We start from the raw sequence: 14,507 nt of genomic DNA, 5'->3' as shown, positions 1-14,507 counted from the left end.
AGGGGTCGGAGACTCCGCCGAGGCGTCCGTGCGGGCCCGTGCGGCCACCGGCCCGTGCGGACTCGATGGGAATGGCGACTTGGGCTCGTACGCCTGGTACGCCAGGTACGGCAGGTAGGTCGGTTGCGGCGTCGCGGTTCGCGATTCATCCGAACCGCGACGCGCCTCGGTCCGTCACGTTGCTCAGGGCGCTCAGGGCCGTCGTCGTGCCTCCGCTCACAGGGGCCGTACGGCCAGCTTGTCGAGTGCCTCGAGCAGGGGCGGCAGTTCGGATCCACGCCCGATCGGCAGCACCTCGCCGGGCTTCTCGTCGAGCAGGACGAACGCGATGTCGTCGGTGCGGGCCACCATGGACCAACCCGGGCCGTCGGCGCGCAGCGTACGGGCGTCACCCGAGGCGAACGAGGAGCGCACCCGTCCGAGCGGCGGGGGAGAGGTGACATAGGCGCGCGCCTCCGCGAGGACCCGCCGGACACCCTGGTGTCCGCTTCCCGGGACGTCGTCTCCGCCCTGGGCCGGCGTCACCCCCGGCCCCGCGGCCTCAGGTGTCTCCGGGGACTGTGCCTGGCCGTCCGGCACGGAGAACTCGGCGTCGTCGATCTGTCCCCGCCATGCGGCCCACTGCAGCGCTATCTCGTCGGCACCGAGACGCCGCTGTGCGGGGCCCCATGCGCTGGTGTCCGGCGGGCTGAGCGGGCGCTGGTCCTCGTCCTCGTGCGGCGGATCGTGCGGCGCGGGGACGCCCGGCGCCGCCACGGCGACGGCCAGGGGCCAGCCCGGCAGAGCGGTCACGACCGCGCGCTCGTCCGGCGACAGGTCGTACTCCATGCCGCAGTCCCAGGACGCGATGGCCACGGCCACCAGCGAGACGTCGTCGATGACGACCGTCCAGCGCGCGCCCTCGCCGTCCTGGCCCAGCACCAGTCCGTACCCGTCGGCGCGAGGCGGCAGCCCCAGTGCCGCGCACGCCTCCGGATAGTCGTCGCCCAGTACGCTCGGAAACTTCGCCGGCGTCAGCAGCACCGCCGTGAGCACATACAGCGCATCGTCCGCGGCGGCGACGGCCTCTTCGTCCGTCCCGGCCATCCCAGCCTCCCGAGTGGTTCGTCCATCGGCGCGCACCCTAGTGCGCCGGGAAGGCCCTTGTCACGGCTCCGCACACCGCGCGGAGCTGCAGGTCTCCACCTGGACGGGGGCGAAACGACCACAAGTCGGCGGCACGTTTTCCGCGACCGGCAACGGTCCGGGAGGTTCTCGGCCCACGGCTCCGAGGACTCGTCGTGCCCCGGAGCCGAGAGGCGGCCGCCGCTCGTGACGGGATCGGCGCCGATCGCGCATCAGACGTACCGACACGTAAAGTTGGGCCTTCGGGCGCAGAAGGGGGACGACACCGTGAAACGGTTCGAGAGGCTCGCGCACATCCGTCGGCTGGACCCGGTGGCAGATGCCGTGGAGATCTATCGGCTCAGCGTGGCGTACGAATTTCCCTGGGACTACGCACGTGCCTTGGAGTTGGCCCTCTACCGCACGTATGCCGTACCGAGCATCGGGCGGCTGCTCGCGCGGACGGCGGAGCTCACCGAGCGCACACAGAAGCGCTACGACGACACCGCGCTGCTCCTCGACAGCATCGTGGAACACGGTTTCGCCGCCGAGGAGGGTCGTACCGCGATCCGTCGCATCAACCAGATGCACCGCAGCTACGACATCGCCCAAGACGACATGCGGTACGTACTCAGCACCTTCGTCGTCACGCCGAGACGCTGGATCGACACCTACGGCTGGCGGCGGCTGTCCCGGCACGAGATCGTCGCGTCCACCGAGTACTACCGCACCCTGGGCCGGCACATGGGCATCTCCGACATCCCGAGGACCTACGAGGAGTTCGAGACACTGCTCAACGCCTACGAGGAGGCCCATTTCGACTGGGATCGGCAGGCCCGGCAGGTCTCCGACGCCACCCTGGACCTGATGGCATCCTGGTACCCGCGTCCCCTGGCGCCGCTGCTGCGCACCGCGACGCTCGCCCTGCTCGACGAACCGCTGCTGCGCGCGTTCCGCTACCCGGCGCCCGGCGCGGCCACCTCCGCGTTCGTGCGTGGCGCGGTATGGACACGGGGCCGGCTCGTCAGACTGCTGCCGCCGCGCCGTATGCCGCACTTCGCCCGCCAGAACCCGGAGATCAAGGGCTACCCCGGCGGCTATCGCGTGGCCGATCTGGGCACCCGGCCGGTTCCCGGGCTGCGCGGCTGCCCGGTGCGGCACCGGGACGCCTCGGCGGCCGAATCCGCCGAGTGACACGAGTGTGCCGCGCGGCCCGGCGAACCGGTCCGGCTCGCTCCTGCCTCTGGGGCGGAGAGGGCCCCCGGAGGGGCTGGGCGCGCCGGCCCACGGGCGGCCTCCTCCCTCGACCGCGACCGGCTTCTCCGCGCCCGCGCCCGGCTTCCTCCACCACCACGACCGGGATGGCCGCGGCGGGCGGCCCGGAGTCGGGCTCACCGGTGTGGACGGAAGACGCTCCGCTGCCTGCTCCGCGGATACCGCGGAGGTGGTGAGCGCTTCCGCGGTCAGAGCGGTCAGTTCACCCGCACCGCGAGCGCGAGGAAGCGGGCGTCCTCGTCGGCATACGACGTCATCCGCCACCCCGAACGCGCCAGCAACGGAGCCAAATTGTTCTCGGCCCGCAGGTCGTCCGGTGTGACCCGGCGCCCCTGCCGTGCCGCCAGGGCCGCCCGGCCGATCGGGTGGAACAGCGCGAGCGTGCCGTTCGGCCGTACCACGCGGGCCAGTTCGCGCAGGTTGTCCGACGGGTGCGGCAGGTGTGCGATCAGCCCGGCCGCGAACACGGCGTCCAGCGAGGCCGACCGCAACGGCAGCGAGGCCACGTCCGCGAGCAGCAGCCGCCCGTCCCGGTGCCGGCCCGCCCGGGTGGCGGCCGCCAGCATCGCCTGGGTCAGATCCGCGCCCACCACCACTCCCGAAGGGCCCACGGCGGTGCGCAGGGGCGGCAGGGCACGCCCCGTGCCGCAGCCGGCGTCCAGCACGCGGTCACCAGCGCGCAGCCCGAGGCCGGCGACGGCGGCCGCGTAGGCGGGACCGTCATCGGGGAACTTGGCGTCCCAGTGGGCTGCTCGGGCGGTGAAGAACTCCCGTACGTGTGTGTGGTCGTCGCTCATGTTCGGCATGATCCCTCATCGTCACGTGGGACGTCTCTGTGCGCATGTTCGAGCGTGATGTGATCGTTCCATCGCATTTCCGTGTCATATTCCAACAGCTTTCGAAATGCGCCCCTTTCGTGCGCCCCTGCCCCGGATAGCGTCCCGGGGTCATGGGACATATGGACCACGCCGCCTTCGGCTGGCTGACCCCCGTGCTGTCGTACGCGATGGCCTGTGTGGGTGCCGCACTGGGGCTGCGCTGCACCGTGCGGGCGCTCGCCACCTCCGGCCGCTCGCGCCGCAACTGGCTGCTCACCGCCGCTTCGGCGATCGGTACGGGCATCTGGACGATGCACTTCGTGGCCATGCTCGGTTTCCGCGTCAGCGGCACCGACATCCGCTACGACGTGCCGCTGACCATCTCGAGCCTCGTCGTCGCCATGGTCGTCGTCAGCGCCGGCGTCTTCGCGGTCGGCTACAGCCGCGACCACAACCGCGCGCTTCCGCTCGGCGGGCTCACCACGGGACTGGGTGTCGCCAGCATGCACTACCTGGGTATGGCGGCGGTCCGGCTGCACGGCCACGTCCGGTACGACCCCGTCCTCGTCGCGGTGTCGGTACTGATCGCCGTGGTGGCCGCCACGGCCGCACTGTGGGCCGGGCTCAACATCAGGTCACCCCTCGCGGTCACCGTCGCCTCCCTGGTCATGGGTGTGGCCGTGAGCAGCATGCACTACACCGGGATGTTCGCGGTGAGCGTGCGCGTGGACCCGTCCGCGGCGCCCCTGCCCGGCGCCACGGCGATGCAGTTCATCTTCCCGCTCGCCGTCGGCCTTGGCTCCTACCTGTTCATCACTTCGGCCTTCGTCGCCTTGTCACCCACCGCCGACGAACGCGAGGCCTCCGCCTTCGCCCAACGGCCCGTCGACAGCCCCGTCCGCTGACGGCGCAACCGCTCCGAGCGTCCCTACCCCCGTCCCGAACGAGGAGGCCATGCGCCAGCCCCGTACAGCACTGAAAGCCGGCTCCCCGGCACGGCACCCGCGTGGCCGCCGCGCACACGCCGGACCGCCGGCGCGGGAGAGCGCGGACCGCCCCCTCGGCATACCGCCGACCACGGCACGCACGAAACGGGGCCGCCGGCAGCTACGCCCCCGGACCGTGCGCGCCAAGGTGGTCAGCCTCCTGATGGTGCCCGTGGTCTCCCTGCTCGCCCTGTGGGGCTACGCCACCGTCAGCACCGCCCAGGACATCGCCCGGCTCCGTCAGGCCCAACGCGTCGACGCGGAGCTGCGCACCCCGGTGGCAGCCGCTGTCGCCGCGCTGCAGGCCGAGCGCAGTGCGGCCGTACGCTACGCGGACGCCCCGGGCCTCGGTACTCGCACAACCTTCGACAGCCTGGCGGCCCTTACCGACCGGGCCGTGGCCCACCTGCGACTCGGCGACGACAGCACGGTCGCCGACAGCCAGGAACTGCCGGCCGGTGTCTCCGAACGCCTCGACGCGTTCGTCACCGGCGCCGAGCGGCTCCGTACGCTGCGCACCGCCGTACGCGACCGCAAGGCCGGCTGGGACGAGGCCTACGCCCGGTACACGAAGGCCATCGGGGCTGCCTTCACAGTCGACGGCGCCCTCAGCGGCGTCCAGCAGGCCGATATCGGCGCCGGTGCGCGCGTGCTGCTCGAATTCTCCCGCGCCGGGGAGGCCCTGGCCCAGGAGGACGCCGTCCTCGGGGACGCGCGGACCGTCGGCGGCCTGCGTGGTGAGCGGCTTCGGCTGTTCGGCTCCGCGGTCGCCTCCCGCCGTACCCTCACCGACGCGGCCGTTCCCGACCTGCCCGCCGCGCAACGTGCCGCCTGGCACCGTCTGGCTATGGGCCGCTCCTATACGGCGCTCGGCGCGGCCGAGGACGAGATTCTCATCGCCAAGCCGTCCGGACTGGCACCACAGGTCGGTTGGAGCGACGCGCACGCGCGAGTACGGGACGGGATGCGGACCATCGAGGCGGACACCGGCCGTGCCGTCGCAGGTCGCGCGGACCCCGTCTCGCGAGGTCTGCTCGGTCCGGCGGGTGCCGTCGTGATCCTCGGCCTCGTGGCGGTCGCCGCCTCGCTCGTGATCTCCGTCCGGATCGGGCGCGCGCTCGTGGTGGAACTCGTCAGCCTGCGAAACGACGCTCTGGAGATCGCCCGGCGCAAACTCCCGGAGGCGATGCGCCGGCTGCGCGCGGGCGAGGAGATCGACATCCGGGCCGAGGCGCCCGCCGGCCCGTCAACCGAGGACGAGACCGGCCAGGTCGCGGAGGCGCTGACCACCGTGCACCGTGCCGCCCTGCACGCCGCCGTGGAGCGCGCCGAACTGGCCAGCGGCATCTCCGGGGTCTTCGTCAACCTCGCCCGCCGTAGTCAGGTGCTGGTCCACCGTCAGCTCACCCTCCTCGACAGCATGGAACGGCGCTCGGACGACCCCGACGAACTGGGCGACCTCTTCCGTCTGGACCACCTCACCACCCGGATGCGCCGCCACGCCGAGAGCCTGATCATCCTCTCCGGCTCGGCTCCCGGGCGTGCCTGGCGCAAGCCGGTGTCCCTGACGAACGTCGTACGTGCCGCCGTGTCGGAAGTAGAGGACTACGCGCGCGTGGAGGTGCGCCAGTTCCACGAGGCCCACGTCATCGGGGCGGCGGTCGCCGACCTCACCCATCTCCTCGCCGAACTGGTCGAGAACGCGGCCCAGTTCTCACCACCCCACACGCGCGTGCGCGTCACCGGTGAATTCGTCGGCAACGGTTACGCCCTGGAGATCGAGGACCGGGGACTCGGCATGGGCGCCGACACCCTCGCCGAGGCCAACCGGCGTATCGAGCATTCCGAGGCCCTCGATCTGTTCGACAGTGATCGACTCGGACTCTTCGTGGTGAGCAGGCTCGCCTCACGGCATGACGTCAAGGTGCATCTGAGGGCCTCTCCCTACGGAGGCACCACCGCCGTCGTCCTGGTGCCCACCGCTCTGCTGCACGGCGGCGCGGCGGAACGTTCTTCCCGGCCCGGGGAACACGACCGTTCCGAACGGGAATCCGACTACGCGCGCGTGCCCCGCGAGGCCGCGCCACCGGAGGTGGTGCGACGCGAGGCCATGCGACGGGAAGGCGATGACGTACTGTCGGAGCGACGGGTCGCGCTGGCCTTGCCCTCCCTTCCTGGCGCGCACGGCGCCGCGGACACCTCCGGCTCGGCCGGCGGTTCGGCCGCCGCCGGGGCACACGGCACCGCGCCCGAGCCCGGCTCCGATCACCCGGCATCCGGCCCCCACCAAACGCAGTTCGGCTCCCTGGAATCGGCGCCCGGCCCCCTGCGCGCCGAACCCGGGCCGTACCGCGCCCCGTCCGAGCCCGGCGGCGCCGAGCGCCGCATGGAGCCGGCCCCGCATCGTGCCCCGCTCGAGCCCGCCCCGCACGGCACCTCGAACGAACCACCACCCCCCGGAGTCACCGCCTTGAGGCCGCACCGTCCACCGAACGGCCTCGAGGCCGCCGACGACCTCCCGCGTCGGGTGCGCCAGGCGAGCCTCGCACCCCAACTCCGCCGTCAGCGGACCGAGGAACCGGCGCCCAACACAGCACCGCGCGCGGACGTACAGCGCACCCCGGAACTCGTACGGGACCGCATGACGGCCTACCGCGACGGCTGGACCCGCGGCGGTGGCCGTCGCGCCGGCCGGGGCGCCACACCGGATCACGAGACCGGCAGCCGAACGGACAACCGCGCAGGCAGCGGTACGGACAGTCGTATGAGCGGTCCTAGCGCCGACCGCACGGACAGTCAGAGCGACGAAGGAGACCCGGCATGACGCAGGACCCGAACCCGAGGGCGGCCGGCCGGCCATCCGGCGAGTTGGATTGGCTGCTGGACGACTTGGTCATGCGGGTGAGCGAGATACGGCACGCCGTCGTGCTGTCCAACGACGGCCTGGCCGTCGGCGCCTCCACCGACCTTGCGCGGGAGGACGCCGAACACCTCGCCGCAGTCGCCTCCGGCTTCAACAGCCTCGCCAAGGGCGCAGGGCGGCACTTCGGCGCGGGCGGCGTACGCCAGACCATGGTCGAGATGGACGACGGTTTCCTCTTCGTGGCCGCCGCCGGGGACGGTTCCTGCCTCGCCCTGCTGACCGCCGTCACCGCCGATATCGGCCTCGTGGCCTACGAGATGGCGCGCCTGGTCAAGCGGGTCGGCGAGCATCTGTACACACCGCCGCGCACGGCGGCCCAGCCGCCCGCCGCAGGATGAGCCGGAGAACGTGCCGATGACCGAGAACCCGACCGATGGACCGACGGAGCCGGGCAGCCAGTGGTACGACGGGGAGGCCGGGCCCCTGGTCCGCCCGTACGCCATGACGGGCGGGCGCACCCAGTCCGGCCCCTCCGGAGTGCGCTTCGACCTCATCGCGCTCGTCGCCCTCGATCCCACCGGACCCGAAACGGGCGCCTCCGTGCTCGGCCCCGAACACCGTGCCCTGATCGAGTTGTGCCGGACGGAGAGACAGTCGGTCGCCGAACTCGCCGCCGACGCCGACCTGCCCGTGGGAGTGATCAGAGTGCTCCTCGGCGACCTCCTGGAGCTCGGCTGTGTCACCGTCAGTCGTCCCGTGCCGCCTACGCACCTGCCCGACGAACGGATCCTGCGTGAGGTCGTCGCAGGATTGCGAGCGCTGTAGATGAACGTTCGCAAGCCGCGTGCGCCACGCCGCGTTCCCAATCGTGCGGATTGCGCAAGAGAGCGGATAGGAGTCGGTCACATCAGGTGCGTTCCGGTACAACCACCCGGAGCGGTGCCGTGGTTGCCATGATGCCGACTTCACCTTCGGAGCACCTACACCTTGACCGCAGCAGGCCCTTTCGAGAGAAGTGATCATGGTTCTCGAGCAGTCCGACGCCGTCGGCGACACCTCCGACCTGGCGCTGAAGATATTGGTCGCCGGCGGGTTCGGGGTCGGCAAGACGACCCTGGTCGGAGCCGTCAGCGAGATCCGGCCGCTGCGTACCGAGGAACTGCTCAGCCAAGCCGGTCAGCTGGTCGACGACACCGGCGGCGTGGACCAGAAGGTCACCACGACCGTCGCCATGGACTTCGGACGCATCACCATCCGCTCGGGCCTGTCGTTGTACCTCTTCGGCACACCGGGCCAGGACCGCTTCTGGTTCCTCTGGGACGAGTTGTCCCAGGGCGCACTCGGCGCCGTGGTCCTCGCCGACACCCGGCGCCTGCAGGACTGCTTCCCGGCCGTCGACTACTTCGAGCACCGGCACATCCCGTTCGTGGTGGCCGTCAACTGCTTCACAGGAGCCCGCGGCTACGGCGCCCAGGACGTCTCGAAGGCACTCGACCTGGACGGCGGCACACCGGTGGTGCTCTGTGACGCGCGGGAGCGTGACTCGGGCAAGGAGGTGCTGATCCGGCTCGTCGAGTACGCCGGGCGGATGCACGCCGCCCGGCTCCTGGACTCGGTCGGCTGACCCGCCCGGTCAGGCCGCCAGATCCTTCACGGCCACCACCTTGCCGATGGGGACGCGGACCAGCAGTTCACCCGGGACGCCGTTGCGGGCACCGTACTCCTCGGCGCGCTCCTCGCCCACGTACCGTGCGGCGATCAGCGTTGCCCACCGGCGCACCTCGTCGAGGTCTTCCGACAGTCGCGCACGGCCGTCCAGCACCACGAAGTGGAACGGCGGCCGGTCGTCGTCCACGCACAGGGCGACGCGCCCGTCACGGGCCAGATTGCGCCCTTTCACTGTCTCCTTACCGGTGTTGAAGACCAGTTCGTCCCCGTCCAGCAGGAACCAGATCGGTGCCACATGGGGCCTCCCATCGGCGCGAACCGTCGACAGCTTGCCGGTGCGGGTGCCCTCCGACACGAACGCCCGCCACTCCTCATCGGTCATCTTGTCTGCCATGCGCCCATCCTGCTTGCCCGGACGCCGGTCGTGGGGAAGGCTGGCGGGGGAGTTCCTCCTGACAGGGGGAGACGTCACACGGGGAGACGGACATGGCGCGGAACCAGGGACTCGGGTGGCTCCTGGACGATCTGACCCAGCGGGTGGACCATGTGCGGCACGCCCTGGTCCTGTCGAACGACGGGTTGGTCACGGGAGCGAGCACGGGCCTACGCCGCGAGGACGCCGAGCATCTGGCCGCCGTGGCATCCGGCCTGCACAGCCTCGCCAAAGGCTCAGGCCGTCACTTCGGCGCGGGCAGGGTGCGCCAGACCATGATCGAGTACGACGATGCCGTGCTGTTCGTGACCGCGGCGGGCGCCGGTAGCTGTCTGTGCGTGCTCAGCGGGGCCGAGGTCGACATCGGGCAGATCGCCTACGAGATGACCCTGCTGGTCAACCGCGTCGGCGAACACCTCGGCGTCGACGCGAGGCAGCCGGAACGGGCCCCGAACGTAGACCCCTGACCTGCGGTTTTCAGCTCCCCGTCGGAGTTATCCACAGGGCCGCCACGACTGCGTCGATTTGGCTACGGTGTGTGCACGGCGATCGCACAGGGCGTCAGCCATGACTCCACGGGGAGTACGACCATGTCGGCCAGCACCTTCGGTCCATCCTGCCTCGGTACCTGCACACCGAGCCGCGCGGCTCGTGAACTGGGCCTCAAGCGGAGCGAGTTCGATCTCGCCGTCCAGCTCGGCCGGATCAGGACCATGCCCGACGAGGGCGGGGGAGGGGGCCGCCGGGTGGAGTACGCGGAGATCGACCGCCTCCGCGCCCAGGACGGCTTTCCCGAGGCTCTTCGTGACCGGGTGCGCGTCGTGGGGACCGCGGAGGGAGCCGCGCTCATGGGGATCTCCGCCGGCCGGTTCACCCGGCTCGCACGTCTGGGCGTGATCACGCCCGTGAGGTTCTACCTCAACCGCTATCGAGCCGTGGTCTGGCTGTATCTGGCGGAGGAACTACGGACCTTCGCGTCGGCCGCCGAGAACGCCCTGCTGCTCAAAGGGCGAACGCCCGAGACCCTGAGGGGCCAGTTGCAGGCGGGCGTTGATCTGCGCATCCGCAACTGGCGTGGACGGCATCTCGGATTCCTCCTGCGCCATGCCGAACATCCCTGGGCCCGAGCCGGAGCGCTGGCCGCCTTCTTGGAGCCCGCCAGGATCGCCGACGTCGTCAAGGACCCTTACGAGCGCGCGCATGTGAACCGGTTTCGGCCGGGACCACCCGGCCACGGCGCTCCCGGATCACCTTCCGCCGACCTCGCCGAGCGCATCATGACCGCGGGTGACACGGATGAGATCGAGTGGCTGCGCAGCGAATTGCTCCGCGCGATCGAGGAGGCTCGCACCCTCGTGCCCGCACCGCGCCCGCCCGCCCGCCACCTGACACCGGCGACGGCGATGGCGACGCGCGGGGCGACCAGGGTGGCGACAAGGGCGGGGGCGCGGCCGCTCGCACCGATCGCGCCGATGGCACGTACGGTCACCCGTCCCGCAGGACCCGTCGGACCGGTACCACCGCCGGCACCGATCGGATCGGTATCACCGCCTGAATCGATCGGACCGGCAGGACCGACTGGGACCGGACTGCCCCGACCGAAAGGGGCGAGGGGCACTGTGCGACCGACGGGATCCGCACGACCGACGGGCTCGGCACGACCGACGGGATCCGCGCGACCGACTGGGCCGGCCGGGCCAGTCGGATCGCTCGGGTCGGTGAAGCCCTCGTCCGCGCTCCCCGACCACCGGGGCGACGGCCTCGGTCAGGTTCCGCCGCAGCCGGCCCGTGGTCTGCGAGCCTGGCTGCGGCGAAGGGGCCCGCGGCCCGCGCGAGACACATCGCCGTGCGGTGCCGCGCGATGAAGCGCGCCGCCGCACAACGACGCGAGGCTAGCCTGGCGACCCTCCAGGGAACCCCGGCAGACCGAGAGGGACCCCTGGAGACTAAAGGGCCCTGAAGAGCCCCTCCTGGACGACCGAGACGAGCAGACGCCCCTCCAGGTCGTAGATGCGCCCACGGGCCAGACCGCGCCCCCCGGTCGCGATCGGCGACTCCTGGTCGTAGAGGAACCACTCGTCCGCGCGGAACGGCCGGTGGAACCACATGGCGTGGTCCAGCGAGGCCATGTCGAAGTTCCGCGGGCCCCAGAGGCGCTCGACCGGGATGCGGACCGCGTCCAGGAGGGTCATGTCGCTGGCGTAGGTCAGCGCGCAGGTGTGGACGAGCGGGTCGTCGCCGAGCGGTCCGACCGCCCGCATCCACACGGCGCTGCGCGGCTCGGCGCCCCGGATCTCCTCGGCGTCCCAGCGAAGCCGGTCCACGTACCGGATGTCGAACGGCTGGCGGCGCGCCATCCGCTCCAACTGCTCCGGCAGCACGCCCAGTTCCTTGCGGACCTCCTCGGCCACTGTCGGGAGCGACTCCGGGTCCGGCACCTGGCGGGCGGGCGGCAGCTGGTGCTCGAACGGTCCTTCCTCAGGCTTGTGAAAGGAGGCGGTCAGATTGAAGATCGTGCGGCCCTGCTGCACTGCCGTGACCCGGCGGGTCGTGAACGACCGGCCGTCGCGGACCCGCTCGACCTGGTACACGATCGGTACGCCGGGCCGGCCGGGGCGCAGGAAATACGCGTGCAGCGAGTGCACCGGGCGGTCTCCGTCCGTGGTGCGCCCGGCGGCGACCAGCGCCTGCCCCGCCACCTGGCCGCCGAAGACCCGCTGCAAGGACTCCTGCGGGCTTCGGCCGCGGAATATGTTGACCTCGATCTGCTCCAGGTCGAGCAAGTCGACCAAGCTCTCGGCCGGATTCGTCATCGGTGTGTCTCTCCTGTGCTCACAGCTGCCCGACATCGGTGACGCGGACTACGGCACGACCCTCGGCATCCGAAGCCGTGAGGTCGATCTCCGCGCTGATACCCCAGTCGTGGTCGCCGTTCGGGTCGTCGAAGATCTGGCGGACGCGCCAGAGGCCGTTCTCCGGCTCCTCCTTGATGACCAACAGCTTGGGGCCGCGCGCGTCGGGTCCGGTGCCGAGATCCTCGTACTCGTCCCAGTACTTGTCCATCGCCTCGCCCCAGGCGTCGGCGTCCCAGCCGGACTCGGCGTCCAACTCGCCCAGTTCCTCGACCTGGTCGAGCGCGGCCAGCTCCACGCGGCGGAACAGCGCGTTGCGGACCAGGACCCGGAAGGCGCGGGCGTTGGTGGTGACCGGCTTCACCTCGTCGGCCTTCTCCCGGGCCTCCTCGGCGGTCATCTCCTCCGGGTTGGCGAGCTGCTCCCACTCGTCCAGCAGGCTGGAGTCGACCTGGCGGACCATCTCACCGAGCCACTCGATCAGATCCTGCAGGTCCTCGGACTTCAGGTCGTCCGGGATGGTGTGGTCGAGGGTCTTGTAGGCGCCGGCGAGGTAGCGCAGCACGATGCCCTCGGTGCGAGCCAGCTCGTAGAAGGACACGAGCTCGGTGAAGGACATGGCCCGTTCGTACATGTCCCGGACGACCGACTTCGGCGACAGCGGATGGTCACCGACCCACGGGTGGCTCTTGCGGTAGGTGTCGTACGCGTGGAAGAGCAACTCTTCCATCGGCTTCGGGTAGGTGACGTCCTGGAGGCGCTCCATGCGCTCCTCGTACTCGACACCGTCGGCCTTCATCGCCGCGACGGCCTCGCCGCGCGCCTTGTTCTGCTGGGCGACGAGGATCTGCCGCGGGTCGTCCAGGGTGGACTCGACCACGGACACCATGTCGAGGGCGTAGGAGGGCGATTCGGGGTCGAGGAGCTCGAACGAGGCGAGCGCGAACGTGGACAGCGGCTGGTTGAGCGCGAAGTCCTGCTGGAGATCGACCGTGAGCCGGACGATGCGACCCTCGGCGTCCGGCTTGTCGAGCTTCTCCACGATCCCGCCGTCGAGCAGCGAGCGGTAGATCGCGATGGCCCGCCGGATGTGCCGCAGCTGCTGCTTGCGCGGCTCGTGGTTGTCCTCCAGGAGGTGGCGCATCGCCTGGAAGGCGTTGCCCGGGCGGGCGATCACCGACAGCAGCATCGTGTGTGTCACCCGGAACCGCGAGGTCAGCGGCTCCGGCTCCGACTCGATCAGCTTCTGGAAGGTGTTCTCCGTCCAGCCGACAAATCCCTCCGGCGCCTTCTTTCGCACCACCTTGCGGCGCTTCTTCGGGTCATCGCCCGCCTTCGCCAGGGCCTTCTCGTTCTCGATGACGTGCTCGGGCGCCTGCGCCACGACGAGTCCGGCCGTGTCGAAGCCCGCCCGGCCGGCCCGGCCGGCGATCTGGTGGAACTCGCGGGCCCGCAGGGTGCGCACGCGGCTGCCGTCGTACTTGGCCAGGGCCGTGAACAGCACCGTCCGGATCGGCACGTTGACCCCCACACCGAGGGTGTCCGTACCGCAGATGACCTTCAGCAAGCCTGCCTGGGCGAGCTTCTCCACCAGACGGCGGTACTTGGGGAGCATGCCGGCGTGGTGGACACCGATGCCGTGCCGGACGTAGCGGGAGAGGTTTCGGCCGAACTTGGTGGTGAAGCGGAAGTTGCCGATCAGCTCGGCGATCTGGTCCTTCTCCTCGCGCGAGCACATGTTGATGCTCATCAGCGCCTGTGCCCGCTCCACGGCCTGGGCCTGGGTGAAGTGCACGATGTAGACGGGTGCCTGCTTGGTCGCCAGCAGCTCGGTGAGCGTCTCGGTGAGCGGCGTCAGCTGGTACTCGTAGGAGAGGGGGACCGGGCGGGTCGCGGAACGGACCACGGAGGTCGGGCGGCCGGTGCGGCGGGCGAGGTCCTTCTCGAAGAACGACACATCGCCCAAGGTGGCCGACATCAGGATGAACTGCGCCTGGGGAAGTTCCAGCAGCGGGATCTGCCAGGCCCAGCCGCGGTCACCCTCCGCGTAGAAGTGGAACTCGTCCATCACGACCTGGCCGACGTCGGCGTTCTTGCCGTCACGCAGTGCGATCGAGGCCAGCACCTCGGCGGTGCAGCAGATGACGGGCGCGTCGGAGTTCACGGAGGCGTCGCCGGTGAGCATGCCGACGTTCTCGGTGCCGAAGAGCTTGCACAGCTCGAAGAACTTCTCCGACACCAGCGCCTTGATCGGCGCCGTGTAGAAGGTGACCTCGTCCCGGGCCAGCGCGGCGAAGTGCGCGCCCGCCGCGATCATGCTCTTGCCCGAGCCGGTGGGCGTGGAAACGATCACGTTCGCCCCGGAGACCACCTCGATCAGCGCCTCCTCCTGGTGGGGATAGAGGGTGAGACCGCGCTCCTGCGCCCACGACTCGAAGGCTTCGTACAGGGCGTCGGGGTCGGCGGTCGGCGGCAGCTGATCGATGAGGGTCACGCCCCCATCTTGCC

Annotated in this window: 12 protein-coding genes and 1 pseudogene; 8 read left to right on the top strand and 5 right to left on the bottom strand. The window is 70.8% G+C overall.

Annotated elements, in window-relative coordinates:
- Window positions 1–216 precede the first annotated feature (216 nt).
- A complete protein-coding gene (locus tag ACIBA9_RS09320; RefSeq protein WP_399361187.1) occupies window positions 217–1,086 on the bottom strand; it encodes a hypothetical protein in 870 nt (289 codons plus the stop codon).
- Window positions 1,087–1,392: 306 nt separating this feature from the next.
- Here ACIBA9_RS09320 and ACIBA9_RS09315 point away from each other — a divergent pair, with 306 nt between their 5' ends.
- Entirely contained in the window at window positions 1,393–2,298 is a 906-nt protein-coding gene (locus ACIBA9_RS09315) for an oxygenase MpaB family protein (protein WP_399361185.1), read from the top strand.
- A 278-nt stretch (window positions 2,299–2,576) separates the two neighbouring features.
- Here the strand turns inward: ACIBA9_RS09315 and ACIBA9_RS09310 are convergent, their stop codons facing one another.
- Complete coding sequence (locus tag ACIBA9_RS09310) at window positions 2,577–3,176, bottom strand: class I SAM-dependent methyltransferase (RefSeq protein ID WP_399361183.1); 600 nt, start codon at window positions 3,174–3,176, stop codon at window positions 2,577–2,579.
- Window positions 3,177–3,328: 152 nt separating this feature from the next.
- Between ACIBA9_RS09310 and ACIBA9_RS09305 the strand changes: the two genes are divergently transcribed.
- From ACIBA9_RS09305 to ACIBA9_RS09285, 5 genes are all read left to right on the top strand, one after another.
- Window positions 3,329–4,102: an MHYT domain-containing protein gene (locus tag ACIBA9_RS09305; RefSeq protein WP_399361180.1), complete on the top strand. Its 774-nt coding sequence runs from the start codon at window positions 3,329–3,331 to the stop codon at window positions 4,100–4,102.
- Between the two features lie 49 nt (window positions 4,103–4,151).
- Window positions 4,152–7,007: a nitrate- and nitrite sensing domain-containing protein gene (locus ACIBA9_RS09300; protein WP_399361177.1), complete on the top strand. Its 2,856-nt coding sequence runs from the start codon at window positions 4,152–4,154 to the stop codon at window positions 7,005–7,007.
- Window positions 7,004–7,444, top strand: a complete 441-nt coding sequence (locus ACIBA9_RS09295) for a roadblock/LC7 domain-containing protein (RefSeq protein ID WP_393898190.1) — start codon at window positions 7,004–7,006, stop codon at window positions 7,442–7,444. Before ACIBA9_RS09300 ends, ACIBA9_RS09295 begins: the two co-directional genes overlap by 4 nt.
- 16 nt (window positions 7,445–7,460) lie before the next feature.
- A complete protein-coding gene (locus ACIBA9_RS09290; RefSeq protein WP_393898191.1) occupies window positions 7,461–7,871 on the top strand; it encodes a DUF742 domain-containing protein in 411 nt (136 codons plus the stop codon).
- A 196-nt stretch (window positions 7,872–8,067) separates the two neighbouring features.
- The gene (locus tag ACIBA9_RS09285; RefSeq protein WP_399361175.1) at window positions 8,068–8,670 is read left to right on the top strand and encodes a GTP-binding protein; all 603 of its coding nucleotides are present in this window, start codon (window positions 8,068–8,070) and stop codon (window positions 8,668–8,670) included.
- Between the two features lie 9 nt (window positions 8,671–8,679).
- Here ACIBA9_RS09285 and ACIBA9_RS09280 read toward each other — a convergent pair whose 3' ends face one another.
- On the bottom strand, window positions 8,680–9,108 hold the full coding sequence (locus ACIBA9_RS09280) for a PPOX class F420-dependent oxidoreductase (protein ID WP_399361173.1): 429 nt from the start codon (window positions 9,106–9,108) through the stop codon (window positions 8,680–8,682).
- Window positions 9,109–9,200: 92 nt separating this feature from the next.
- On the opposite strand from ACIBA9_RS09280, the gene ACIBA9_RS09275 reads away from it, so the two are divergent.
- Both ACIBA9_RS09275 and ACIBA9_RS09270 read left to right on the top strand, forming a co-directional pair.
- The gene (locus ACIBA9_RS09275; RefSeq protein WP_362162357.1) at window positions 9,201–9,614 is read left to right on the top strand and encodes a roadblock/LC7 domain-containing protein; all 414 of its coding nucleotides are present in this window, start codon (window positions 9,201–9,203) and stop codon (window positions 9,612–9,614) included.
- Window positions 9,615–9,737: 123 nt separating this feature from the next.
- Window positions 9,738–10,541: pseudogene (locus tag ACIBA9_RS09270) on the top strand (DUF6397 family protein); the annotation flags it as partial.
- Between the two features lie 552 nt (window positions 10,542–11,093).
- On the opposite strand, the gene ACIBA9_RS09265 reads toward ACIBA9_RS09270, so the two are convergent.
- Window positions 11,094–11,960 carry an acyl-CoA thioesterase gene (locus ACIBA9_RS09265; protein WP_399361171.1) on the bottom strand — a complete coding sequence of 289 codons (867 nt, stop codon included), beginning with the start codon at window positions 11,958–11,960 and terminating at the stop codon, window positions 11,094–11,096.
- A gap of 19 nt (window positions 11,961–11,979) precedes the next feature.
- Window positions 11,980–14,493, bottom strand: a complete 2,514-nt coding sequence (locus ACIBA9_RS09260) for a DEAD/DEAH box helicase (RefSeq protein ID WP_399361169.1) — start codon at window positions 14,491–14,493, stop codon at window positions 11,980–11,982.
- Window positions 14,494–14,507 lie beyond the last annotated feature (14 nt).

The sequence above is a fragment of the Streptomyces sp. NPDC051452 genome (assembly GCF_044454765.1).
Classification (GTDB): domain Bacteria; phylum Actinomycetota; class Actinomycetes; order Streptomycetales; family Streptomycetaceae; genus Streptomyces.
This window is presented reverse-complemented; position numbering and strand designations above follow the sequence as displayed.